Raw genomic sequence first — 21,951 nt, 5'->3', positions numbered from 1 at the left:
GTACCCGACCTGGAGGTTTCCGATGTCTCGATCGGCCGAGCCCGGCCCGTTCTTCCACGGCACGATTGCGGATCTGACAGTCGGCGACCTGCTCACCGCGGGCCGGCCGTCGAACTACCGTCCGGAGATCGTGATGAACCACATCTACTTCACCTCGCGAGTGAACGGGGCCGGGCTGGCTGCCGAGATCGCCGCCGAGCTCGGCGGTGGTGCCGCCGCGCCCAGGGTCTACGAGGTCGAACCGACGGGCGGGTTCGAGGACGACCCGAACGTGACCGATAAGAAGTTCCCTGGAAATCCGACCCGGTCCTACCGCAGTACCGCTCCGTTGCGGGTGGTTGCCGAGGTCACCGAATGGGAGCGGCTGACACCGGACCAGCTGCAGATGTGGCGGGAGCGGTTGTCAGTGCTGCTCTCCGATGACGGCGGAGAGATCATCAACTAAAGCCTCGCGGACGTCGACTAGACATCGCAGAACGCACTTCGTAGCCTTGCCCGGAACGCTGATCGCCCGGCCGGGCCACTCTCGAGAACAAGGGATCGTGACTATCCGCATGCGCCACGCCTCCCGGGGAATGCTCTGCGGTGCCACGGGCATCCCGGTGGTGGCCTTGCTGGCGGCGGCGACGATCGGCTTCGCGCACGCCGAACCCGCCGACGAGGCGCTGGCCAGGCTCAACGAGCTCTCCGCACAAGCGGTGCAGAGTCGTGAGGCCGTCACCGCGGCCCAGCGTGACGTCGACGCGAAGCAGGCGGAGCTCGCCACGGCAGACGACCGTCGGCGCTCTGACCAGGGTGCGCTGGATGCCGCGACCGCACAACTGGCACCCCTTCAGGACGCGGTCGACCGCCTCTCGGCGATGACCTACATGAGTGGTGGCGACAGCCAGCTGGCGACGGTGCTCACCGCCTCGTCGCCGCAACGGCTCATCGACAGGTTGTCGCTGCAGCAGGTGATGGACGCGACGACGGCCGACCGACTCCGCGCGTATCGCCAGATGCGCGAACAGGCCGAGAGCGCTGCCCGCGCCTCCGAGCGCTCGGCCGCAGATGCCCGTGCCGCCGCCGAGCGCGCCGCAGCGATCCGCGCCGAGCTACAGGCCAAATGGCAGGATCTGCTGCGCCGGATCGCCGCCGCGGAGGCTCAGTACGCGGCGTTGACGCCGCAGCAGCAAGCCGTGATCGACGCGGCGGTTCCGCCGCCGGCCGCGCCTCCCGCCCCGCAGGATCCGGCTGTCGTCGCCATGCCCGCCCTGCCGCCCGGGGATCTGGCGCCCCCTCAGGTTCCGGATGCCCTACCCGTCGGCGTCGCCAATGAGGCTGGCCTGCAACCCAATACGGTCCTGGTCGCGCGAGCCGTCAGCGCCCAGTTCCCGCAGATCTCCACCATCGACGGGGTGCGGCCGGACTCGAAGCCCTGGCACCCGCGGGGTCTCGCGATCGACATCATGATCCCCAATCCCGATAGCTCCGAGGGCATCGCGCTCGGTGATCAGATCCGGGCGTTCGCACTGGCCAACGCGGGTCGCTTCGGTTTGCAGGACGTGATCTGGCGCGGCACGTACTCCACACCGGCCGGGCCGCAGGCGTCGGGCTACGGTCACTTCGACCACGTGCACATCACCACCACGCCGCGCGGCTGACCGAACGTCTCCGATCAGGAGGTGGCGTCGATCCCCGTGATCGTGATGGCGAAGGGGCCCTGCTGCTTGTCGAGGATGTAGACGGCCACTTCGTCGATGGTCGACGGATCGAGCAGCCGTGGCGCATCGGGTGCAGGATCCAGACGCATGCCGACCGGCTCGAAACTCTCGACGGGCAGCGCATAGCGTCGTGCGACGCCGGCGTCGGTCCGGAACCGCTGGATGTAGGACCACGGTCGCCCGGCGACCCCGGCCTTCAGCACGTAGGTCTTTCCGTCGCCGGTGGCCTGCACGTTCAGCGCCGTGGCGCCGATCGCCTTCTGCCCGATGCCGGGGTCCTGCGGGCTGCGGGCCGAGGCGAACCCGCCGTTGTTCTCCAGCGACAGGGTTCCCGAGAACTCGAGGCCGCCTCCGCTGAACGCCACGCGTGAAGTGGACTTGCCGCCCATCACGGGATCGTTGACGGTCGTCCAGCCGGCCACCGCGCCGGCATTGCCGACATCGATCAGGCTTACGAGGGGCACGCCTGTCGCGGTCGTTGGTTCGTCGGCACTGGCCTGCTGTCCGCAGGCCACCAGCATCAGGGCCGAGACCGCAATCGCGACGCCGGCGAGCCACCGTCGATTAGCAACCATGTCAGCATCCCTCCGAGCCGGCGTTCATCTCACGGCTCCGCATCGGCATGCCGTCGATCACCGAGTACACGACCTCGAGATCCGGAACCTCGTCGGTGCGCCACTTTTCACCGCCGTCCTTGCCGACCAACACCACGGTGAAGGCGTCGGGCGCGACGCGGTAGCGCTGCCTCAAGCGGTCCGACTCACCCGGGTCCGTCGCCGCGCCGTCGAGCGTGGTGCTGCCGCCGGCCACCACCACGGCGAGCACCATGTCGCGGTCGGCGAATGCGCACTGGCTGTCGTCGATTCTCCGGAGGGTCTCGGTCAGCCTCGGGTCGTTTCCTGCGGGTGAGAACACCACGAGGGGACGACGCTCCCAGATGTAGTCGCCGAGTCCGCCGGCCCACGCGGTGGCCGAGGAGAGCGCGGCGCACAGCACCGCCGAGGCGGCGACGAACGCCGACCGCACCACACTGCGCTGTCGAGCCATAGTGGCTTCCACGGTACCGACGATTCGGCAGGCGAGGCTGCGCGCAGCGAAGGGCGTCAGAACCGATCGAAGATCGAGTTGACTATGTCGTCGCCGATCCCGATGCCGGCGCCGGTCACCATCGCCTGCCCGAAGCGGCCGCCGAGGAACCGCTGCAGCGCACCGCCGCCCTGCGCGGGCTGCGCGTACTGCGAATACTGCGGAGGTTGGTACTGGGCTGGGGCGTACGCGACAGGGGGAGTGGAGTATGCCGGCTCAGGGACCGCCGCGACGTGGTTGTCGACGAGGCCGTGGATGGCCTGCAGGAGCTCGGTGGTCGTCGCCTGTTCGTCACGGATCGCCAGCGCGATCTCTTTGAGATCGAGCCCCCACTCCCGGGCATTCGCGTCTCCGGCCGCCGCTGCCGCGGACATCTTGTCGGCCAGCGTGCGGATCAGCGCACCCGTCTGATCGGCCTGCGCCTGTAGCGCCGTGAACTGACGATCTACGGTCTCGGTGTTCATCAGCAGTCCTTTCGCTCGTCTCAGACCGGAGTACTCCCGTCGGATGAGGACGAGCTGCGGATTTCCTGACAGCTTCCCGGCCCACCGTGAGCGACTCTGTCGGTGTTCCATAGGTGGTTCTGCCCATCCACGCGGGGTCACCCGAGACCCAGAACCAATTGTGCACAATTGAGCTGCGTGCGATAAAGTTTGTGCGTGCCCGGCCCCCGTCTCGACGAGCAGCTGTGTTTCGCGCTGTATTCGGCGTCGCGTGCGGTGACCGCTGCCTACCGACCGCTTCTGGAAGAACTCGAGCTGACCTACCCGCAGTACCTGGTGCTCATGGTGCTGTGGGAGGAACAGCCGTGCACGGTCGGCCATCTCGGCGACCGCCTGCATCTGGATTCGGGAACGCTGTCACCGCTGCTGAAGCGTCTGGAGTCGGCGGGCCTGGTGCGTCGCCAACGCAGTGCGACCGATGAGAGGCGTGTGGAGATCTCGCTGACCGACCGCGGGCGTGCTCTCGAGGAGCGCGCGGCGTGCATTCCGGACCGTCTGCTGGGGTCTGACGCGTCGGCCGCAGCGGATCTCGCCGCGTTGCGGGACGCTCTGCATCTGATCACCGCCGACCTCCACGCGCGCACCCCCGATGCGAAACCAATTCCGTGACAACGACGAAAGGGTCACCCGTGGCAGATCTGCCTGCGCCGCCGCCGACCACCCGCGCGCGGACCATCGCCCGCCTCGTGCTCGCCGGGGCGATGATCTTCGCGGGGCTCAGCCACTTGTTCTGGGCCCGCGAGGAATTCCAGGCGCAGGTACCGAAGTGGGTGCCGGTGGATGCCGACGGCGTCGTGATGGCCTCCGGTGGTGTCGAGATCACGCTCGGCGTGGGTCTCGCGCTGCTGAGGCGGGATCGCGTTCTGGTCGGTCGGCTGCTGGCAGCGTTCTTCGTGCTCGTCTTCCCGGGCAACATCGCCCAGTTCGTCAACCAGGCAGACGGGTTCGGGCTCAACACAGATACGAGCCGATTCGTCCGACTGCTCTTTCAGCCCGTGTTGATCGCCTGGGCACTGTGGGCTACGGGGATTCCGCGGGCGATTCCGCGCCGTCGCTGAGCATCTGCTCTACGGCAGCCACGGCGTGGAACTGTTTCCAGCCGAGAGTCGATGACAGGTATGAGAGCAATCAGCCCACAGTGGAGCGGACCGTCAGTGGAGTCCGAGAGGGGCTGACCGTAGGCGAAAAGAACTGTTGCACAGGGGAGTTCGTGCGAGGTCATGCAGAAATCCACTAACAAGCAACGATGCCAATCGATGTACTGCCCGTGGTGCGTCGAAGGTATTACTTGGCCGCGGTTGGACGTTTCCGCTTGGGCTTCGGAACCGGCGCCAGACCGTGCCGAATGAACACCTGCGCGTTGGCCACAATTGTGTCCACCGAGATGCGACGTCGATCCCACCATTCCGCGGCCCAGTTGAGCGTGCCGAGGATCAGCGCCAGCGCCAGCGCCGCGTCGAGGTCGTCGCGGATCTGTCCCTCGACCACCGCAGACTTCATCAGGCCGCGCCAGATCCGGTTGTACGCTGCTTCCTCGTTCTTCTGCCGGGTGCGCAGTCGCTCGGGTACCTGGCCCGAATTGCGGATCGATGCCCGTGCGAAGTCGGACAGCTCGAGTTCGTGCCGGAGATGCGATTCGACGGCGGCCATGATGCGGTCCATCGGTGATGCCTCCGGCGGAAGCGCGTCGAGCGCTTCTTTCACGAAGATGCGCAAATCGCTGATCCCGCTGAACATGACCTCCTCGATCAGGTCCTCCCGAGAGGGGAAGTAGTAGTAGATCGCCGGGGCCTGCAGTTCCGCGTACTCTGCGACGTCGGTGAGGCGGGTGCCCGCGTAACCCTTGACGCTCAGCACATGGGCAGCCGCATCGAGGATGCGGGCACGCGTGCGCTGCGACTTCGAGTCGCCTGCGGTAGCAGCGGACGTCTTCTTCGGCATCGTTCGATGGTAGAAGCGTCGTTGCCTTCACACCCCGAGGGCGTGCCTGTCACCCAGTGGGACGGCAGACCGATCGATCGGCTGAACGCGGAATCCGGTCACAGCGCGCGATCGTCTTCGCGCCACTCGCAGGATGGCGACGTGAGAGCTTGGTGTGACTCCCGCCGCTTCTCGTCATGTCCCCGTCAATGGTTGCGGAGCAATCGATCTCGTCTCCTGAGCTCAGGGAAGGAACCCACCGCCTTCGGCCGGGTCGACGCGGACGAACGCGCTCAACGCTGCGGACGTGTCGACATGTGCTCGCGTCAGGTCGGGCGGCCGTAGACCGCCACCACAACCGAGCGGTCGAGGCTGTTCAGTGACCAGACACCCATCTGTGTGTTGGCACAGTTCTGCATGATCGCCAGCGAGACGGGATTGTCGTACCACTGTCGGATGATTTCGATCCCGCTGATCGCCAGTGCGGGGTTGATGGCGACCGTCTGCTGGATTGTGCCCCGGTACCCGGCGGCCTCCGCTCGACTCTGCGGTGTCGAGCCGTCCGAGCCGAGGTCACCGTCCAGGGCACGATTGTTCAGGACGTCATTGGCGTGCCACTCCGCAGCGAGCTGCAACTGCGCATTGCGCGTCACATCGTTGGTGCAGCCGGCCTGGTGCTGCACTGTGTAGACGTTGGCGATCACGCTCTCGTTTAGCCGGCGGTTGTCCGCCTGAGCCGTAGCCGATGTCGCGACTGCAACACCCGCGATGGCGAGCAGAGCGCACACAACCCTGCTGCGGCGCAGGGACCGTTTGCGCATGATTGCCGTCGATGTCACCCCATCAGAGTGCGCAATCACGATCCCGTGGTCAAGAGAAGACTTCTAATAGGGATTAAGCAGTGGGTCGGCGAGTCTTTCTGGCTTTGAATCCCGCCGGCGACCGGCAGGGCGTCGGACCCGCCGCGCGCCGTACCATCGACCAATGGCCAGGCAGAATGCTCGCGCGGCGTCGACTGCGGATCAGCAGGGCGAGGCCTCGGTGTCGAAGTCCGCAGTGACGCGGTCGCGCATTCTCGATGCAGCCGCACGTGTGCTCTCGGAGAACGGCTACGCCGGCTTGCGTCTCACCGACGTCGCCGCCGCGGCGGACCTGCAGGCGCCGGCTATCTACTACTACTTCCCGTCCCGGGAGGACCTCATCGAAGAGGTGATGTGGTCAGGCATCGCCGATATGTGCGTGCACGTGACGTCCGTACTCGACGACCTGCCCGACGGCACTCCTGCACTCGACCGCCTGCTCATCGCCGCCGAGGCACACCTCCGCCACGAGCTCGAGATCTCCGACTACGCGACGGCGTCCATCCGCAACGCGGGACAGGTCCCGCAATCCATCAGACGGCGGCAGATCCTCGAAGAGGAGCGCTACGGGGAGATCTGGCGACGCCTCGTCAACGACGTCGCCCGCGAGGGACTGTTGCGGCCCGAACTCGATCTGTACATCGGCCAGATGCTCATCTTGGGTGCGCTGAACCGGGCAGTGGAATGGTGGAATCCGCGCCGAGGATCGGTGGAGGCGGTGGTCGCCAATGCGCAGTCCATCATCCGGCACGGGCTCGTCGTCCAAGCGTCCTGACTCACGTCGGATTGACCAACCACGCCAGGGCGCAGGACAGCAGCAACTCGATAGTCGAGTCGCGCTTTCATGCTCATCGCTTCCTGACGCCGTATGCGTTCAAAGCGCTACGCTGCCTGGGGGCATGAGACCGACCAGCCGAAAGCGAGTGATGCGATGATGCCGGTGCGGTGGGGAATGCGAGCAATTCCCGGCGTCAGTGGCGTCGGCAGTGGCCAATGCGTGCGCGGGTGCAGCTGATGACATCACCAGCATGTCGGCGAGCGGCCGTCCTGAGCGCGACGATGGTTGCAGCAAGCGGCCTTTCAGCCCTTCCGGTGGCCTCGGCCGTGCCCGCGCCCGAAGTCGAGTACACCTACAACGTCATCGTGCGGCGTCACTTCGATTTCCCCAACAACGATGCACTGGGGTACGGCTGGGGGCTGTGCGACAAAGTCGGCAGAGGCGTGCCCTACGCCCAGCTGATGGCCGACACCAAGCGGGACGTCTTCCCGAACGACGAACAGGCCGCCAACTATGTGGTGTCCTACGCCATCGGCATCTTGTGCCCCGCGCAGATCTGGCAGCTGCGGAACTCGGCCGCGGGCTACCGGCCGTAGGTCACCCTCCGGTCTTCTCGGCCTCGATGATGTCGTGCGGCACGACCGAGAAATGCCGACCGGTGGGCCGTAGGCCTGCGCTGACGAGCAGCTCCTCGAACTCCTCCGTCGACCTCAGCCTGCCCTCGTCGCGCTGCGTGAGGGTGTGCAGATCAAGGAGAGGGGAGAACGGATTCGGCCGGTTGCGCGGCTGGAGATACTCGACCACCAGGAGCTTGGCGCCGGCCGGCATGCTCGCCGCGACAGTCGAGAAGATCTTCGCGCAGCGTTCGTCATCCCAGTCGTGGAGGACGTCTTTGAGGATGTAGACGTCGGCGGTGGCGTCGATCGAACCGAAGATGTCTCCCTCGACACGCTCGATCCGGTCGTCGACACCCCGTTCGGCGAGGAACCGATCGGCCTCGGCGATCATCCCGGCACTGTCGACCAGGACTCCGCGCAGGTTCGCCGCGGTCTCGGACACGATCACCGAGAGCAGCGTCCCGATCCCGCCGGCCACGTCGCACACCACCGCACCGTCCGGCCACGGGTAGACGCGGGCGATGCTGCGGGCGATCATGCTGGTCGCCTGCCGCATCGTCGCGGCGAAGATCTTCTCCTCGTCGGGGTGGGCGGCATACCAATCCCACACCGACGTGCCGTGTACCAGCTCGAACGCACTCCGTCCGCTACGCACGCTCGCCGCCAGACCGCCCCAGGCGTCGACCGTCGACGGCATCCCCTTGTATCGCATCCACGCGCGCAGCGAGGCCGGGTGGTCGCTGCTCAGCACTGCACCCATGCGGGTCAGGCGGGCCGCCCCGGTGCGCCGGTCCAGGGTGCACAACCCGCAGGCCACAGCGCCGCGCAGCAGGCGGTGGGTGGCCTCGGGATCCGTGTCGAGCTGCTCGGCGATCTGACGTGCGGTCAGCGGTCCCCCTACGAGCACATCGGCGATCCCGAGCTCGGCGATGCTCGCGGCGATCTGGACGCCGGCGAGCCCCTCGCCGACATCGAGCATCGCGAACTGCGGTGGCACCAACCTGTCCGCGAACCGTTTGAGCCCGCGCCGGAGCGCGAGCGTGGCCAGCACCACGGGCAGGGGCGTCGACGGCATCCGTGCAGGTTACCTGCGGGGTACTCGCAGATCCCGCATCCAGATAGCAGCCATGGCTGCGATTCCGGCCCGGCAACAGCCTGGAACGATGTTCCGCGGTTATCGGGGGCCGAGGAGTTCGCCGCGGACGCTGCCGTGGACGGTGCGCGTCGCCACCAGACACCACGTGCCGAGCAGGCAGACATAGCCGACCACTGCGGCCACCCGCAGCGCCGGCAGTCCCGTGTGCAACGCCAGCTGCGTGGTGCCGGTGACGAAGGTGCCGACCGGGAACGTCAGGCTCCACCACGTCAACGCGAACGGCATGCCGCGGCGCAGCGTCCGGATGGTCAGCGACGTCGCCAGCACGATCCACAGCACGGCGAATCCCCACACGGGCACGCCGAAGAGCACCGCGAACACCTTCAGGGCGCCGGCGATCTGGGGGTCGACGGCCGCGGCGGCGTTGCCGCCCAGCAGCCCTGCCGCGGTGATGGACTGCCCCAGTGGGCCGAGCACGATCCACAGCGTGGCGACCCGCGCGGTGCCGGAGGTGCCGTAGTGAACGAGCCGGCTCCAGATCATCGTGATGATGATCAGCGCGGCGATCATCGACAGGCCGAACATCGCGAAGCAGGCGTAGAGCATGGTGGCCCGACCTGTCTCGCTGCCGATGTGCGGGATGAGCAGCGCCCCAGTCGCTGCCGACACCATCGGCGGCACCACCGGCATCAGCCAGCCGCCGAAGGCGGCGTCGGGGCCCACGTCGTGCCGGGTGACCATCAGGAAGGGAATGGTCGCCGCGGTGATGAGTCCGCCCGCAGTGCCGAATGTCCACAGCGCCCAGTCCAGTCGCAGCGCCGCGTCCGCACCGATCACGTCGCCACCGATCAGCAGCGCCCCGGCGCCGACGGTGAGCAGCGCCATCGGCGCCGCCCCGTAGAAGTGCGCCATCTGCGCGTTGTGGGCGTGGCTCCGGGCGACGACGGGGTGGCGCACCCAGAACGAGCCGACCAGCACGACGAGCACTGCGAGCAGCGCCGCGGCCAGCACCCAGACGACCTGGGCGAAGCCGCGCAAACCCGGCACCTGAACGGGGAGGGTCGCCGCGGCGGTGGCGACGATGCCGGTCCCCATCACCGAGGCGAACCAGTTGGGGCCCACATGGTGAAGTCCGCGCTGCGGCGGCGGGGCCACGACGGCGACGGGCTCGGGGATGAGGGTGGAGTGTTGCATGACTGTCACGCTACGAGCGGCTGGACCTGCTGAACAGTAGCCGTGTCACAATGAGAAATTGTGACCTGATCACTCACTTCGATGGCGCCGGACGGCGCTGATGTGGCTGAGCAGGTCCCGCACCGCACCGGCGGGGGGAGTACTTCCGCCCAGCCAGACCGCCCGCAACGCACGGCGGAGTTCGAGACCCGCCACGTCGACCGCGCGGAGCCGGCCGAGTTCGAGATCGTCGGCGACGGCCAGTCTGCTCAGCACTGCCGGGCCCGCCTGCGCGAGCACCGCGGCGCGCACGGCAGCAGCACTGGACAGCTCCAGGGCCGGCGGAACCTGAGGGGCATCGGTCACACGCCGGAGTGCGCTGGTCAGGAATTCTCTTGTCCCCGAACCTTTCTCGCGGGTGACCAACGCTGTGGCGGCGAGTTCGTCGGCCGGGACGGGCTGCGGACGACGGGCCCACCGGTGCGCGGGTGGCACCACCACCACCAGATCGTCGTGAGCGACGGTGCTGCTGCGCAACGGCCGCGGCACGCCGGGACTCTCGACGAAGCCCAGATCGGCCTGATCGTTGCGGATGGCCGCGATCACCTGTTCGCTGTTGGCCGCGGTGAGTATGACGTCCGGCGGCGTCGAGCGCTGCCGGGTCACGCTGTCTCGCCAACTCACCAGCCAGCGGGGGAGAAGCTGTTCTGCGACGGTCAGGCTCGCCGTGATGCGCAGTCGGGTCTTGCTGTCGTCGCGCAACGTGGCCAGGCCCGCGTCGACCTCGTGCGCCACGGTGAGCAGCCGATCGGCCCACTGCGCGGCGACCGCACCCGCCGGGGTCAGCCGAGACCCGGTCTTGCTGCGAATGACCAGGCGCACGCCGGTCTGCCGTTCGAGGGCGGCGATGCGTGCGGACACGGCCTGCTGGGTCAGCCTGCATTCGCGGCCGGCGCCGCTGAGGCTGCCGGTGCGGGCGATCGCGAGAAGGACCTCCAACGACGTGAGGTCCGGCATTCGCGCGCTCAGCTGCACGTCGACGACCTCACGTGGAACTCACGTTCACCGGGTGAGCGAGCACCGACTGATGCATGTATCCGAGCTCGTTCCACGGGGTGTGCTCGGGCTGTACGGTGCCGCGATTGTCGGTGGCCCGCACTCGCACGACGTGATCTCCCGGCGCGGCGTCCCAGCGGAACTGCCACCGTGCCCATACCCCCGAGGACCCGGGCGATGTGATGGTCGCCGGGCGCCAGGGGCCGCCGTCGATCCGGTACTCCACGGCGGTGACCCAGCCCTCGCCGGCGAAGGCCCGGCCGCGAATCACGTGCGTACCACTAGAAAGTGTTGCGGGCCAGGGGAGTTCGATCATGCTGGACAGAGCAGGCTCGGTGATCGCCGGTCCGCGCGCAGGCCCCTCTTGGGCGTGCTCTGGGCTGATCAGAACGTAATCTTCGGTATTCCACGGCGTGTACAGGTGTTGCGTGCTGACCTCGATGCGACCCAGCCACTTGATGCTCGCCGCTCCCAGCCATCCGGACACCACGAGGCGGGCGGGGAAGCCGTGATCAGCGGGCAGGGGCTCACCGTTCATCGCGATCGCGACGATCGTGTCGTCGGCGAGCGCCTTGGCCAGTGGTAGCGGCCTGCGTGCCCTGATCTCGTCGAGAGATTCCGGCATGACATCGCGGGCGTCGTCGGCGGTACCGGCCGGTGCGAGCAGGTCGCGGAGCCGGATGCCGGTCCACTCGGCAGTGCTGATCGCCCCCCGTCCCCACTGCGTGCCCTCGAAGGTGTGGTGCACCTCTTCGCCGAACAGCACCCGGCGATTGCCCGCGCACTCGAGGGTGCGGACGATCGAGATCAACGGGAAGTCGTCGCGCAGTTGGGCGTAGGAATAGCTCAGCGGTTCGCGCACGCCGTCACCGTCGATGTGCAGCGTCCACGTGTCGCCGTCGATGCGTGGCGTCGGAGCGTGGCTGCGAACGAAGAATCGGTCGTTGGGGGTGATGTCGCCCAGCATCTGGGTCGGCTTGGTGCCGTAGTCCAGTCCGGTACCGGTGTCGTCCATCAGTTCCGGCGGTGTCGGCTTCACCAGCGCAGGATCGGTCACGTCTGCACGATAGGCGCAATTCCCCCCGACATGACGTGCCTTGCCCGATCAGCAACTATCCTTGCCGATCTGAGCGTGGGTGAGCATGCTGAGCCGATGGCACCTCCTGACGATCGTGTTCGACTGCTCGCTCCTGCCGATCTCTACGAGCGCATCGGTGAACCGCTGACTGCGCAATGCATTTCACCGGCCTTCGAGATGGTGGGGGGTCTCGCAGGCGGAGCCGAGGTACTCGATGTGGCCTGCGGCCCCGGCGCGCTGAGTGTTGCCGCTGCCGAACTCGGTGCGCGCGTGACGGCTGTGGACGTCTCGGAGGACATGGTGGCGCGTGCGGCGCAACGGCTGGCTCGCTATCCGTCGTGTACGGCGACGGTGATGGATGCGCAGGTTCTCGAATTCGACGACGCCACCTTCGATGCCACGTTCTCGATGTTCGGGGTCATCAACCTGCCCGACTGGGGTGGCGCGTTGCGGGAGATGGTGCGGGTGACGAGGCCCGGTGGCCACGGGTGCGTCAGCAGCTGGACGGATCCGCGGACCGTGGCGTCGGTGGGATTGCTAGTGGAGGCGATGGCCGAGGTGTTTCCGGGGCGGGAAACCATCCCGAGACCGGCGGGTGTACTACTGGCGGCAGAGCCAGACGCGCTTCGAGAAGGACTGAAGGGTGCGGGATTTCGGGATGTCACCGTGCGCGCCGTCCAGGTCGTGTGGGAGGTCCCCTCAGTGGAGGGATTCCTCGCCCAACTGGACCAGGTCTACGGGTTCATGCCGCCCTACCTCGGCTTGACGCTCGACGAGCGTGACCGCCTGACGCCGGCGCTGCGGGCAGCGGCCTATCGGCGCGCCGGGTCCGACGGGAAGCTACGCGCCACGACGACGGCGCACCTCGCGGCGGGACGGGTGTGAGAACGCGGTCGATTCAGTCCGCCCGCATCATGGGTGCGGGCCAGTCGGCCGGTGCATCCGCCAGCGATGAGAGGTCGGGTAGCGGGAGCGCGCAGAGCGCGGCTGCCTGTTTCGCGGTGATACCGAAGGTGCGCAGCAGTCCACCGGCCACCTCGTCGACCGTGGTGTCGGCATCCCGGTCGGGCTTCTCCCTCAACAGCGTGGCCAAACCGATCAGCGCGCCGCCCGCCAGTGCGAGCCCCACGTCTGGGTCGGCGATCACGAACCGGCCGGCGTCGATGGCGGCGGCGATGTCGCGGCGGGCGCGCGGGGACAGACCGTGGTCGGAGAAGATGAGTGACCCGGCATTGGACAGCAGCAGTGCCGCCTCCTGCGGGCGATGGCGAAACAGCCTGCCTGCGAGTCGAAATCGCGTGACAAATGCTTCCGCTGGTTCGGTGATCGAGGCGGTGAAGACGTCGAGCAGGGCGCCCATCTGGTCCAGGGCATCCGTCAGGGCAGCGTCGAAGAGCTGTTCTTTGCTCTCGAAGTGGTTGTAGAACGAGCCCATTCCCACATCAGCGGCCTGGGTGATCTCCAAGATGGGCACCGCGAGCTTGCCCTCGGCGATGAATCCCTGTGCCGCCCGGACCAAGGCTGCGCGGGTGCGCATCTTGCGGCGCTGCAGCCGGTTGACGGGCTGCTCCGCACCGGCGCCCTCGGGCACGTCCATGGCCGCAGAATATCAGGCTCATCCCAGTCCTGATGATTTCGTCAGCGGGGCGAGGGCGAGGGCCGGGAATCTTTCCGGGCCGTGCTCGCTTACCAGTGGACACGAGGCCGCAGGAGATCCGGCCGACGACGAAAGAGATCGCGATGACGAGTCCCCTGTCCGGCAAACGAGCCTTGGTCACCGGCGGTTCGAGAGGCATCGGAGCGGAGATCGTGCGCCGCCTCGTCGCTGACGGCGCCGACGTGGCCCTTACCTATCAGTCGTCGCCGGAGCCTGCGCAACTGTTGGCCGACGAGCTGACCGCAGCGGGCGGCACCGTCGTCGCGCTGCAGGCCGACAGCGCCGACCCCGCCGCCGTCAGCGACGCGGTGCAGGCCGCCGTGTCGCGACTCGGCGGCCTCGACATCCTGGTGAACAACGCCGGCATCGCCTACGGAGCTCCGATCGAGGACTTCCCCCTGGAGGAGTTCGACCGTCTCATCGCGGTCAACGTGCGCGGCGTGTTCGTCGCCACCAAGGCCGCCGTCCCGCACCTCGGGCAGGGCGGACGCATCATCACGATCGGCAGTGTCAACGCCGACCGCGCACCGATGGCCGGCCTGTCCGGGTATGCGCTCACCAAGGCCGCCGTCGCCGGCTTCACCCGCGGACTCGTGCGTGAACTCGCGCCGCGCGGCATCACCGTCAACACCATCCAGCCCGGCCCGGTGGCCACCGACATGAACCCCGAACACGGCGGCGCTTTCTCCGACCAGGTTCGTCCGCTCATCGCCGTCGGTCGCTACGGACAGCCGGCCGACATCGCCAGCGCCGTTGCCTATCTCGCGTCGGCTGAGGCGAGCTACGTCACAGGCGTGACGTGGAACGTCGACGGTGGTTTCGTCATCTGATCCCGCGGCGGCCGATAGGTTGCTCCTATCCGCGGCAAGGCGTCGGCTATTGGACAGCGCTGACGGCGCGGGGAAGGCTTGGCCGCAGCCCACCGTGGAGGACGCCCGTATGACCCCAATAGGTATCGACGCCACCGGTACCCGTCAGGAGTTCGACAGCCTCGGCACCGTCGACGTGCCCGCCGATCGGTACTGGGGCGCCCAGACCCAGCGTTCGCTGCAGCATTTCTCGATAGGCACCGACCGCATGCCCATCGAGGTCTACCACGCCTACGGACTGGTGAAGAAAGCCTGCGCGCTGGTCAACGAGAAGGCAGGCCGACTGGAACCGCGGCTGGCGAAGGTGATCGTCCAGGCCGCGGAAGAGGCGATCGCCGGCGAACTCGACGAGCACTTCCCACTGTTCGTGTGGCAGACGGGATCTGGCACGCAGAGCAACATGAACGTCAACGAGGTGCTGTCCAACCGGTCCATCCAGCTGCTCGGCGGGCAGCTCGGCTCACAGCAGCCCGTCGGCCCGAACGACCACGTCAACATGGGGCAGAGCAGCAACGACACCTTCCCCACAGCCATGCACATCGCCACGCTGGACGCCATCGACGGGCATCTGGTGCCGAGAGTGAAGGCACTGCACGACGAGATCGCGACGAAGAGCGCGCAGTGGATGGACATCGTGAAGATCGGCCGCACCCATCTGGAGGATGCGGTGCCGCTCAGCGTGGGGCAGGAATGGTCGGGGTGGGCCGCCCAGCTGCAGGCGTGCCTGCAGGACATCGACCATGCGCGGGCAGGTCTGCTGGAACTGGCGGTCGGCGGCACCGCGGTCGGCACCGGGCTGAATGCGCCGGCGGGCTTCGGCCACGACGTCGCCACGACGCTGGCCGGCCTCACCGGAAAGCCGTACGTCACCGCGCCGAACAAATTCGCCGCGCTCGGGTCGCTGGACCCGATCGTGCGCGCCCATGCGGCAGTGCGTGGGTTGGCAGTCGCCCTGATGAAGATCGCCAACGACATGCGGTGGCTGGCTTCCGGCCCCCGCTGCGGGCTCGGCGAACTGGTGCTGCCCGCCAACGAGCCGGGGTCGTCGATCATGCCCGGCAAGGTGAACCCGACGCAGTGCGAGGCCCTGGTGATGATCGCGATCCAGGTGATGGGTAACGACGCCGCGGTGGCATTGGCGGGCTCGCAAGGCAACTTCGAGCTCAACGCGATGCGGCCCGTCATCATCAACAATGTCCTGCACTCAATCCGCATCCTGGCCGACGGGTGCGGCAAATTCCTCGAATTCTCGGTCGCAGGAACCACACTGAACGAGGAGCGGATCACCCGCTATGTGAGCACCAGCGCGATGCTGGTGACCGCACTGAGCCCCGTCATCGGCTACCAGAACGCCGCGCACATCGCCGAGGACGCCGTGGCCCGCGACATCACGCTGCGCGAGGCGGCGCTCGCGTCAGGCAAGGTGACCGGCGAGCAGTTCGACGCCATCGTCGACCCCCACGAGATGATCGGCCGCGGCGTGGCCGGTGCCTAGCGAATCGGACGGTCGCGCAGGCGCACTCGCAACGATCCTGCGCGCCGCCGTCCTGCTGCACGAGAGTGGTCAATCGACGGCCATGACACTGACCGCTGTGCGGCGACTGTCGCACGGACTGGGCCAGCCTGCCGAGGTCACTCCCGGGTGGTCGACGCTGACCGTCTATGACCCACGCGCCGGCGGTGCCGACGCGCTGACCGCGCAGACGCGGCCCATCGCGGTCAACATGCGCCGGGTGGCCGCGTTGATGCGAACCGTCGACGATGCCGCTCGCCGCCCGGTGGACCGTACCGAGGTGGAGCGGGCACTGGAGGAGGCCGCACGCCTCAAGCCGTCCTCGACCGCGGCCTTCGTCGTGGCCTGCGGCTTCGGCGCCGCGGCGTTGTCTGTCGTCTTCGGGGTGACCGACATCCGGGCCGTCGCGTTGATCGCCGGTGCCGCGGCACTGGGAGGCCTGCTGCGCCGACTGCTGGCCACCGTCACCTCGGACGTGCTGCTGCCGATCTTCGGTGCCGCGCTGATCGCCGGAGCGGCCGGCGCTCTCGCGGGGGCGGTCGGAATGCAGGTGCCGGGTGGTCTGGTCGCGCTGTGCCCGGCCATGGTCATGGTGCCCGGTCCGCAGATCCTCATCGGCGCCATGGATCTGCTGGCAGTCCGCATACCGCTCGCACTCGCCCGGCTCGGTTATGCACTCCTGGTGCTCGCGGTGATCGCCGTCGGCCTCATGGTGGGGTTGCGTATGGGCGGGCAGGCGCTGCCACTGACGTCGCCACCGGCAGAGGTGCCCTTCGTCCTCGACGTCCTGGCCGCAGGTGTCGCAGCCGCCTGCTATCCGGTGTTCTTCTCCATGCCGTACCGCCTGTTGGGTTGGCCGGTCGTCGTCGGCATGGCGGCGCACGCCCTCCATTGGCTGGCGACGGCGTACTGGCATGCCAGCCTTCCCGTTGCCGCACTGCTGGCATGCCTGCTGGCGGGCGCGGTGTTGACCCCGGTGGCCTATCTGAAAGGCATCCCCTTCGCCGCAGTGGGTTTCGCGGCCGTGGTGGCGATGGTGCCGGGCATGTATGTGTTCAGGGCTGTCGCCGGCGCCGCCGAGCTCGCCACGCACGCCACCGACCCTGTCCTGCTCGCCGTGGTCAGCGACGGCATCACAGCCACGCTCACGGTGGCCGGGATGGCGGTCGGGTTGGCGGTGCCCTCACGGGTGCGGGACTGGGTGCTCGATCGCCGGCACCGCGCCTGACGTCCGCGGCTTCGATCCTTCGACCACAATCGTTTCCGCCCGCAGGGGCTAGGGCGCCGCAGGTGTGCCGGCCAGATTGGCCCACAATTCGAGAAAGGCCCTCAGCGGGGCCGGCGCAGTGAGGTCATTGCGCCAGATGAGAACCTTGTCGAAGCCGATCTGTGGGCTGACGTGCCGAATGGTGAGCCCGGTTTCGCGCAGCGCGGGATCCGAGCGCACACTCAGCGCCACGCCCAACCCCTGAGCAGCGAACGCCACCTGCAACCGGGCGTCGTTGGCGGCGACGTTGGCCGACAAGACGACCCCGGCCTCGGTGGCGACCCGCTCGACAGCGCCACGTAGCGCACTGGTCTGCGGATAGGTGATCACCGGGTGAGACACGATGTCGCGCAACGGAATCGGATCGGCGTCGCCGAGGGGGTAGACCGTCGGGTCGTACACCGCCACGATCTCGTCGGTGAACATCGGCGAGGCGCTGATCGTCGCAGGCAACCCCGCAGCGGGCCGAGCTATCACCGCGGCGTGCAACCGACTCTGCAGCACCATGTCGAGCAGCGGTGCGCTCGTCGCCTCGGCGACCTCGACGTCGATGCCCGGATACTTCTGTCGCAGCTCACCCAGCAGCGCGGGGATGGTGGTGTGTTCGACCCCGCCGCCCGTCCCGATTCGGAGCTGGCCCCGCAGCAGACCCGCGCGAGCGGAGAACTCCGCCTTCGCGTCGCTGGCTGCGCGCACGCACTCCCGCGCGTACGGCAGCAGCACTCGACCGCCGTCGGTCAGCACCGTGGTGCGCTGGGTGCGATCGAACAGCGACTCGCCGAGTTCACGCTCCAGCCCCTGGATCTGGGCGCTGATCGAGGGTTGGGTGACGAAGCACTTCTGCGCGGCCCGGGTGAACGATTCCTCCTCGGCCACGGCGAGGAAGTACTCCAGAGTGCGCAGTTCCATACCCTGAACAATGCCCGATCACCTGCCCGATCTCAGGGGCCGGCGGCTCTACTCGACGATGCGAATGAGCTTCTTGTTCACGAACTCGTCCATCCCGAACCGGCCGAGTTCGCGTCCGAAGCCCGAGCGCTTCACACCACCGAAGGGCAACTCGGCGCCCTCGGCTCCGACGGCGTTCACGAACACCATGCCGGCCTCGATCTTGTCGGCAACCCGCTTGGCCTGTTCGCCGTCGGTGGTGAAGACGTAGGAACCCAACCCGAACGGGGTGTCGTTGGCCAGCTCGACCGCTTCCTGCTCGTCGGCCACCTTGTACACCGATGCGACGGGCCCGAACAGCTCCTCGCGGTAGTCGCGCGGCATGTCGGTGAGCACCCCCGGCGGGAAATGGGCGCCGTTGCGCTCACCACCGCTGGTCAGGTTGGCGCCGGCGTCGACGGCCCGCTTGACCTGATCCTCGAGGCGCTCGGCGGCGGCCACCGACGACAGCGGGGCCAGGCCCTCGGCCTTGCCCAGCACCTTCTCGGTGAACTTGCCGAGGAACTCGTCGTAGACGTTCTCGGCGACGATGATGCGCTTGGCCGCGTTGCACGCCTGGCCGGTGTTCTCGAACCGCCCGTCGACCGCGGCCTCCACGGTGGCGTCCAGATCGTCGGTCGACAGCACGATGAACGGATCAGAACCACCGAGCTCGAGCACGACCTTTTTGAGGTTGCGGCCCGCGATCTCGGCGACAGCGGCGCCGGCCCGCTCCGAGCCGGTCAGCGACACACCCTGCACACGGGGGTCGGCGATCGCGTCGGCGATCTGCTCGTTGGTGGCGTACACGTTGACGTAGGCGCCCTCGGGGAAGCCCGCGTCGGTGAAGATCTTCTGCAGGGCTTCCGCCGATTCCGGACACTGCGGCGCGTGCTTGAGCACGATCGTGTTGCCGATGGTCAGGTTCGGTCCGGCGAAGCGGGCCACCTGGTAGTACGGGTAGTTCCACGGCATGATGCCGAGCAGCACGCCCACCGAGCTCCGTCGGATCAGCGCTGACCCGTCCCCTTCGAGCAGATCGATCGGCTCGTCGGCGAGGAACTTCTCGGCGTTGTCGGCGTAGTAGGTGTAGATCGCTGCGCTGAACTCCACTTCGCCGATCGACTGGTCGAGCGGCTTGCCCATCTCACGCTGGATGATGCGGGCGAGCTCCTCTTTGCGCTCCTCGTGCAACTCGGCGACCCGGCGGATCAGGGCCGCGCGATCGGCGACGGACGAGGTCTTCGACCACTCACGGTGCGCCGCGTCGGCGGCGGCGATCGCCTGCTCGATCTGCTCGTCGGTGGCCGTCGGGTATTCCTTGACCAACTCGCCGGTGGACGGGTCGACCACTGCGTACATAGACGTGCTCATCGAGAGTTCGCTCCTTGAAGATCGGGCTCGGTACGGGCACCGCACGAGTGGGTGCGCCGCCAGTCTAGGTCGCCGTCTTCGGGGGCGTGTCGACTTCGTCAGCGTCGGGGATCGCTTCGCCCATGTTGACCGACAGAGGGCGGCGGAAGAAGCGCGTAAGCCACAGCAGCACAACGATTCCGATGGTGAACCAGATGATCCCGTAGCGCGTCGACTCGGGCGACAGGTAGAGCCACAGCAACACCGTGGCCAAGACGCCGATGCCGGGCAGGACGATGTTGCGGAAGATCTGTCCCGCCCCGCTGACCTCGCGGCGGCGATACGCGAAGTAGATGATGACGGTCAGGTTCACCATGGTGAACGCGATCAGCGCACCGAAGTTGATCAGCGACGCGACGAAATCCAGGTTGAACGAAATCGCCAACAGCGACACGACACCCACGAAAATGATCGCGTAGAACGGGGTCTGGAAGCTCGGGTGTAGGTAGCCGAAGAACCGGCCGACCGGCCCGCGCCCGTTACGCCCCATCACGAACAGCAAACGCGACACCGATGCGTGCGACGCGAGGCTCGAGGCCACCGTGGCTGCGAACGCAGCTGCGGTCAGCAGGATCTTGAACAGATGCCCACCGACATTGAACGCGATTTCCGGCAGCGCACTGTTCTCCAACGACTCCTGGCTGAAGTTCGACACGTCCGGGAACAACGACTGGGTGAAGAACGCGGCAACGAAGAAAATGGCGCCGCCGATCAACAGCGCCAGCACGATCGCCTTCGGCACCGTGGCGGCGTCTTTGGCTTCCTCGGTGTACATGGTGATCGCGTCGAACCCGATGAACGAGAACGCGACGATCGTCGCCCCGGTGATCACCAGATCCAGATGCACGCCCTCGTGCCACAGGGGCTCCGCCGAGAACAACGTGCCGTTGCCCATCCCGCCCATCAGCGACTTGGCGGCCAGGATCAGGAACACCCCGATCAGCACGACCTCGAACACGACCAGCAGCATGTTCACCCGGGAGGTGTTGGTCATGCTGAACAGGCACATCCCGGTGATCGCGGCGACGTAGACGACCACGAACAGCCACTGCGGTGCATCGGGGAAGAACGAGTACAGGTAGCTGCGGATGATCAGCGCATTCACCAGCGGCAGCAGGAGATAGTCGAGCAGGGCCGCCCACCCGATCAGGAAGCCGAAGTTGGGGCTGATCGTCGCCGAGGTGTACGTGTATGCCGAACCCGCGGACGGGAACACGGTCGTCATCCGGCCGTAGCTGACCGCGGTGAACGCCATGACCACCAGCGCGAAAACGTAGGCCGTCGGTACCACTCCGCCGGTCTCGTCGGAGACGATGCCGAACGTGTCGAACACGACCGTCGGTGTCATGTAGCCGAGGCCGAGGAAGACGATCGCCCACAGACCCAAGGTGCGGGCCAGCGTGGGAGAACCCGTGGAGCCGGAGGCTGACTGAGTCATGGTGGCACCGCCATCTCGCTGGTGGAAAAAGGTACTCACGGGGCTTACCACAACCTCGGCGGTTCTGTACCGTGACCAGCCATGCGATATGTCGTCGGGTACGGTCCGCGTCAGCGCGGGGTCGACGGAGTCAACGTCGCGGCCACCCTGGCGCGTTCGTCGGGAGCGACGCTCGATCTCGTATCGGTGCTGCCCAGCGACGCACCGACGTTCCAGCGGTACTCGCCCGACCAGGCCTTCAACGCCGAGCTCGACGAGCAGGCCCGAGAATGGTTGCGCGACGGACTGTCTCGGGTTCCTGACGACGTGACCGCCGACAGCGTGGTGCAGCGCGCCGACTCGATCACCCAGGGTCTACTCGATGCGGCCACCGACCCGGACCGCGGTGAGGCGGCACTGATCGTGGTCGGTACCTACCACCGCGTCCGTAGCGGCCGCTTCGGGCTGGGCAGCCTCGCTGACGCGCTGCTGCACGCCTCACCCGTACCGGTCGCGCTCGCGCCGGCGCAGTACCAGGCGCAGCCGGGGGTCTCGCGAATCACCTGCGCCGTCGGGCTGCGGCCCGGCAACGAGGCGCTGTTCGACAACGCCGTCCGGCTGGCAGGTGAGTGGCGGGTTCCGCTGCGACTGATGTCGCTGGTGGCACTCGACGAGGACGCGACCATCGACGGCAGTGACTGGGTGCGCGCCGCCGAAGAGCACGCCGCCGCGCTGGTGGATTCGGCTGCGCAGCGACTGCCGGCGGAGTGCTCCGTCAGCAGCATCATCGGCCGGGGTGAATCGCTTGAGGATGCGGTCGAAGGCGTCGAGTTCGCCGACAGTGAGGTCGCGCTGGTGGGCTCGAGCCGGCTGGCCGCGCCACGCCGGCTGTTCCTCGGCCGGTCGGCCACCAAGATCCTGCGGGCGCTGCCCGTGCCGCTGATCGTCTGGCCGAGGGACTGACACGCCGAATTTGCCGGCGAAATCCCCCCTGAGCGCTCATGCTGTTTATTGACGC

Annotated in this window: 24 protein-coding genes; 11 read left to right on the top strand and 13 right to left on the bottom strand. The window is 67.5% G+C overall.

Annotated elements, in window-relative coordinates:
• Window positions 1-22: 22 nt before the first annotated feature.
• On the top strand, window positions 23-445 hold the full coding sequence (arr, locus tag ACZ50N_RS26570) for an NAD(+)--rifampin ADP-ribosyltransferase (protein WP_048423212.1): 423 nt from the start codon (window positions 23-25) through the stop codon (window positions 443-445).
• 109 nt (window positions 446-554) lie between these two features.
• Complete coding sequence (locus ACZ50N_RS26565; protein ID WP_464475729.1) at window positions 555-1,643, top strand: coiled-coil domain-containing protein; 1,089 nt, start codon at window positions 555-557, stop codon at window positions 1,641-1,643.
• Between the two features lie 14 nt (window positions 1,644-1,657).
• On the opposite strand, the gene ACZ50N_RS26560 is transcribed toward ACZ50N_RS26565, so the two are convergent.
• From ACZ50N_RS26560 to ACZ50N_RS26550, 3 genes are read right to left on the bottom strand one after another with little or no spacing between them, the layout of a single operon-like run.
• A complete protein-coding gene (locus ACZ50N_RS26560; protein WP_073684959.1) occupies window positions 1,658-2,278 on the bottom strand; it encodes a CIA30 family protein in 621 nt (206 codons plus the stop codon).
• A gap of 1 nt (window position 2,279) precedes the next feature.
• Window positions 2,280-2,750: a DUF4174 domain-containing protein gene (locus tag ACZ50N_RS26555; protein WP_464474190.1), complete on the bottom strand. Its 471-nt coding sequence runs from the start codon at window positions 2,748-2,750 to the stop codon at window positions 2,280-2,282.
• A 56-nt stretch (window positions 2,751-2,806) separates the two neighbouring features.
• Window positions 2,807-3,253, bottom strand: a complete 447-nt coding sequence (locus ACZ50N_RS26550) for a hypothetical protein (RefSeq protein WP_073684957.1) — start codon at window positions 3,251-3,253, stop codon at window positions 2,807-2,809.
• Window positions 3,254-3,448: 195 nt separating this feature from the next.
• Here ACZ50N_RS26550 and ACZ50N_RS26545 point away from each other — a divergent pair, with 195 nt between their 5' ends.
• Together ACZ50N_RS26545 and ACZ50N_RS26540 are read left to right on the top strand one after the other, a co-directional pair.
• Window positions 3,449-3,901 carry a MarR family winged helix-turn-helix transcriptional regulator gene (locus ACZ50N_RS26545; protein ID WP_046361473.1) on the top strand — a complete coding sequence of 151 codons (453 nt, stop codon included), beginning with the start codon at window positions 3,449-3,451 and terminating at the stop codon, window positions 3,899-3,901.
• A 92-nt stretch (window positions 3,902-3,993) separates the two neighbouring features.
• Window positions 3,994-4,350: a DoxX family protein gene (locus tag ACZ50N_RS26540; protein WP_464475728.1), complete on the top strand. Its 357-nt coding sequence runs from the start codon at window positions 3,994-3,996 to the stop codon at window positions 4,348-4,350.
• 226 nt (window positions 4,351-4,576) lie between these two features.
• Here the strand turns inward: ACZ50N_RS26540 and ACZ50N_RS26535 are convergent, their stop codons facing one another.
• Both ACZ50N_RS26535 and ACZ50N_RS26530 read right to left on the bottom strand, forming a co-directional pair.
• Window positions 4,577-5,233, bottom strand: coding sequence for a TetR/AcrR family transcriptional regulator (locus ACZ50N_RS26535; RefSeq protein ID WP_464474189.1), 657 nt, complete (start codon window positions 5,231-5,233; stop codon window positions 4,577-4,579).
• Window positions 5,234-5,538: 305 nt separating this feature from the next.
• Window positions 5,539-6,033, bottom strand: a complete 495-nt coding sequence (locus ACZ50N_RS26530; protein WP_464475727.1) for a CAP domain-containing protein — start codon at window positions 6,031-6,033, stop codon at window positions 5,539-5,541.
• Window positions 6,034-6,196: 163 nt separating this feature from the next.
• Between ACZ50N_RS26530 and ACZ50N_RS26525 the strand changes: the two genes are divergently transcribed.
• Together ACZ50N_RS26525 and ACZ50N_RS26520 are read left to right on the top strand one after the other, a co-directional pair.
• A complete protein-coding gene (locus ACZ50N_RS26525; RefSeq protein ID WP_464474188.1) occupies window positions 6,197-6,847 on the top strand; it encodes a TetR/AcrR family transcriptional regulator in 651 nt (216 codons plus the stop codon).
• 329 nt (window positions 6,848-7,176) lie between these two features.
• On the top strand, window positions 7,177-7,446 hold the full coding sequence (locus ACZ50N_RS26520) for a DUF732 domain-containing protein (RefSeq protein ID WP_464474187.1): 270 nt from the start codon (window positions 7,177-7,179) through the stop codon (window positions 7,444-7,446).
• A gap of 1 nt (window position 7,447) precedes the next feature.
• Here the strand turns inward: ACZ50N_RS26520 and ACZ50N_RS26515 are convergent, their stop codons facing one another.
• The 4 genes from ACZ50N_RS26515 to ACZ50N_RS26500 form a co-directional block, all read right to left on the bottom strand.
• Window positions 7,448-8,542 (bottom strand): methyltransferase, encoded by a 1,095-nt coding sequence (locus ACZ50N_RS26515; protein ID WP_464474186.1) that lies wholly within the window; start codon window positions 8,540-8,542, stop codon window positions 7,448-7,450.
• A 99-nt stretch (window positions 8,543-8,641) separates the two neighbouring features.
• Window positions 8,642-9,757 carry a TDT family transporter gene (locus ACZ50N_RS26510; RefSeq protein ID WP_464474185.1) on the bottom strand — a complete coding sequence of 372 codons (1,116 nt, stop codon included), beginning with the start codon at window positions 9,755-9,757 and terminating at the stop codon, window positions 8,642-8,644.
• A 69-nt stretch (window positions 9,758-9,826) separates the two neighbouring features.
• Entirely contained in the window at window positions 9,827-10,771 is a 945-nt protein-coding gene (locus ACZ50N_RS26505; RefSeq protein WP_464474184.1) for a LysR family transcriptional regulator, read from the bottom strand.
• A 10-nt stretch (window positions 10,772-10,781) separates the two neighbouring features.
• On the bottom strand, window positions 10,782-11,849 hold the full coding sequence (locus ACZ50N_RS26500) for a sulfite oxidase (protein WP_464474183.1): 1,068 nt from the start codon (window positions 11,847-11,849) through the stop codon (window positions 10,782-10,784).
• Between the two features lie 96 nt (window positions 11,850-11,945).
• Here ACZ50N_RS26500 and ACZ50N_RS26495 point away from each other — a divergent pair, with 96 nt between their 5' ends.
• Window positions 11,946-12,755 carry a class I SAM-dependent methyltransferase gene (locus ACZ50N_RS26495; RefSeq protein WP_464474182.1) on the top strand — a complete coding sequence of 270 codons (810 nt, stop codon included), beginning with the start codon at window positions 11,946-11,948 and terminating at the stop codon, window positions 12,753-12,755.
• A 13-nt stretch (window positions 12,756-12,768) separates the two neighbouring features.
• Here the strand turns inward: ACZ50N_RS26495 and ACZ50N_RS26490 are convergent, their stop codons facing one another.
• Window positions 12,769-13,467, bottom strand: coding sequence for a TetR/AcrR family transcriptional regulator (locus ACZ50N_RS26490; protein ID WP_073682142.1), 699 nt, complete (start codon window positions 13,465-13,467; stop codon window positions 12,769-12,771).
• Window positions 13,468-13,610: 143 nt separating this feature from the next.
• Here ACZ50N_RS26490 and ACZ50N_RS26485 point away from each other — a divergent pair, with 143 nt between their 5' ends.
• From ACZ50N_RS26485 to ACZ50N_RS26475, 3 genes are all read left to right on the top strand, one after another.
• The gene (locus ACZ50N_RS26485) at window positions 13,611-14,357 is read left to right on the top strand and encodes a 3-oxoacyl-ACP reductase family protein (RefSeq protein ID WP_464469208.1); all 747 of its coding nucleotides are present in this window, start codon (window positions 13,611-13,613) and stop codon (window positions 14,355-14,357) included.
• A 109-nt stretch (window positions 14,358-14,466) separates the two neighbouring features.
• The gene (gene fumC, locus ACZ50N_RS26480; RefSeq protein WP_464474181.1) at window positions 14,467-15,891 is read left to right on the top strand and encodes a class II fumarate hydratase; all 1,425 of its coding nucleotides are present in this window, start codon (window positions 14,467-14,469) and stop codon (window positions 15,889-15,891) included.
• Window positions 15,884-17,137, top strand: coding sequence for a threonine/serine exporter family protein (locus ACZ50N_RS26475; RefSeq protein ID WP_464474180.1), 1,254 nt, complete (start codon window positions 15,884-15,886; stop codon window positions 17,135-17,137). The genes fumC and ACZ50N_RS26475 overlap by 8 nt, the downstream gene beginning before the upstream one ends.
• A 48-nt stretch (window positions 17,138-17,185) precedes the next feature.
• On the opposite strand, the gene ACZ50N_RS26470 is transcribed toward ACZ50N_RS26475, so the two are convergent.
• The 3 genes from ACZ50N_RS26470 to ACZ50N_RS26460 all read right to left on the bottom strand — a co-directional run bounded on the left by ACZ50N_RS26470 (window position 17,186) and on the right by ACZ50N_RS26460 (window position 20,954).
• Window positions 17,186-18,085: a LysR family transcriptional regulator gene (locus tag ACZ50N_RS26470; protein ID WP_046364891.1), complete on the bottom strand. Its 900-nt coding sequence runs from the start codon at window positions 18,083-18,085 to the stop codon at window positions 17,186-17,188.
• A gap of 48 nt (window positions 18,086-18,133) precedes the next feature.
• The gene (locus ACZ50N_RS26465) at window positions 18,134-19,477 is read right to left on the bottom strand and encodes an NAD-dependent succinate-semialdehyde dehydrogenase (protein WP_046364890.1); all 1,344 of its coding nucleotides are present in this window, start codon (window positions 19,475-19,477) and stop codon (window positions 18,134-18,136) included.
• A 64-nt stretch (window positions 19,478-19,541) separates the two neighbouring features.
• Window positions 19,542-20,954 carry an APC family permease gene (locus ACZ50N_RS26460; protein ID WP_110798028.1) on the bottom strand — a complete coding sequence of 471 codons (1,413 nt, stop codon included), beginning with the start codon at window positions 20,952-20,954 and terminating at the stop codon, window positions 19,542-19,544.
• A gap of 81 nt (window positions 20,955-21,035) precedes the next feature.
• Here ACZ50N_RS26460 and ACZ50N_RS26455 point away from each other — a divergent pair, with 81 nt between their 5' ends.
• Window positions 21,036-21,896, top strand: coding sequence for a universal stress protein (locus tag ACZ50N_RS26455; RefSeq protein WP_464474179.1), 861 nt, complete (start codon window positions 21,036-21,038; stop codon window positions 21,894-21,896).
• Window positions 21,897-21,951 lie beyond the last annotated feature (55 nt).

Source organism: Mycolicibacterium obuense (genome assembly GCF_055397605.1).
Note: the sequence above shows the minus strand (reverse complement) of the source record. Positions and strands in the feature narration are given on the sequence as shown.

Bases quoted from the DNA above. Each gene is read 5' to 3' on its own strand.
- ACZ50N_RS26465 (WP_046364890.1), bottom strand. From the start codon at position 19,477: ATGAGCACGTCTATGTACGCAGTGGTCGACCCGTCCACCGGCGAGTTG.
- ACZ50N_RS26485 (WP_464469208.1), top strand. From the start codon at position 13,611: ATGACGAGTCCCCTGTCCGGCAAACGAGCCTTGGTCACCGGCGGTTCG.
- ACZ50N_RS26460 (WP_110798028.1), bottom strand. From the start codon at position 20,954: ATGACTCAGTCAGCCTCCGGCTCCACGGGTTCTCCCACGCTGGCCCGC.
- ACZ50N_RS26470 (WP_046364891.1), bottom strand. From the start codon at position 18,085: ATGGAACTGCGCACTCTGGAGTACTTCCTCGCCGTGGCCGAGGAGGAA.
- ACZ50N_RS26455 (WP_464474179.1), top strand. From the start codon at position 21,036: ATGCGATATGTCGTCGGGTACGGTCCGCGTCAGCGCGGGGTCGACGGA.
- ACZ50N_RS26515 (WP_464474186.1), bottom strand. From the start codon at position 8,542: ATGCCGTCGACGCCCCTGCCCGTGGTGCTGGCCACGCTCGCGCTCCGG.
- ACZ50N_RS26555 (WP_464474190.1), bottom strand. From the start codon at position 2,750: ATGGCTCGACAGCGCAGTGTGGTGCGGTCGGCGTTCGTCGCCGCCTCG.
- ACZ50N_RS26550 (WP_073684957.1), bottom strand. From the start codon at position 3,253: ATGAACACCGAGACCGTAGATCGTCAGTTCACGGCGCTACAGGCGCAG.
- ACZ50N_RS26540 (WP_464475728.1), top strand. From the start codon at position 3,994: ATGATCTTCGCGGGGCTCAGCCACTTGTTCTGGGCCCGCGAGGAATTC.
- ACZ50N_RS26560 (WP_073684959.1), bottom strand. From the start codon at position 2,278: ATGGTTGCTAATCGACGGTGGCTCGCCGGCGTCGCGATTGCGGTCTCG.
- ACZ50N_RS26565 (WP_464475729.1), top strand. From the start codon at position 555: ATGCGCCACGCCTCCCGGGGAATGCTCTGCGGTGCCACGGGCATCCCG.
- ACZ50N_RS26525 (WP_464474188.1), top strand. From the start codon at position 6,197: ATGGCCAGGCAGAATGCTCGCGCGGCGTCGACTGCGGATCAGCAGGGC.
- ACZ50N_RS26495 (WP_464474182.1), top strand. From the start codon at position 11,946: ATGGCACCTCCTGACGATCGTGTTCGACTGCTCGCTCCTGCCGATCTC.
- ACZ50N_RS26510 (WP_464474185.1), bottom strand. From the start codon at position 9,757: ATGCAACACTCCACCCTCATCCCCGAGCCCGTCGCCGTCGTGGCCCCG.
- ACZ50N_RS26535 (WP_464474189.1), bottom strand. From the start codon at position 5,233: ATGCCGAAGAAGACGTCCGCTGCTACCGCAGGCGACTCGAAGTCGCAG.
- ACZ50N_RS26490 (WP_073682142.1), bottom strand. From the start codon at position 13,467: ATGGACGTGCCCGAGGGCGCCGGTGCGGAGCAGCCCGTCAACCGGCTG.
- fumC (WP_464474181.1), top strand. From the start codon at position 14,467: ATGACCCCAATAGGTATCGACGCCACCGGTACCCGTCAGGAGTTCGAC.
- ACZ50N_RS26530 (WP_464475727.1), bottom strand. From the start codon at position 6,033: ATGCGCAAACGGTCCCTGCGCCGCAGCAGGGTTGTGTGCGCTCTGCTC.
- arr (WP_048423212.1), top strand. From the start codon at position 23: ATGTCTCGATCGGCCGAGCCCGGCCCGTTCTTCCACGGCACGATTGCG.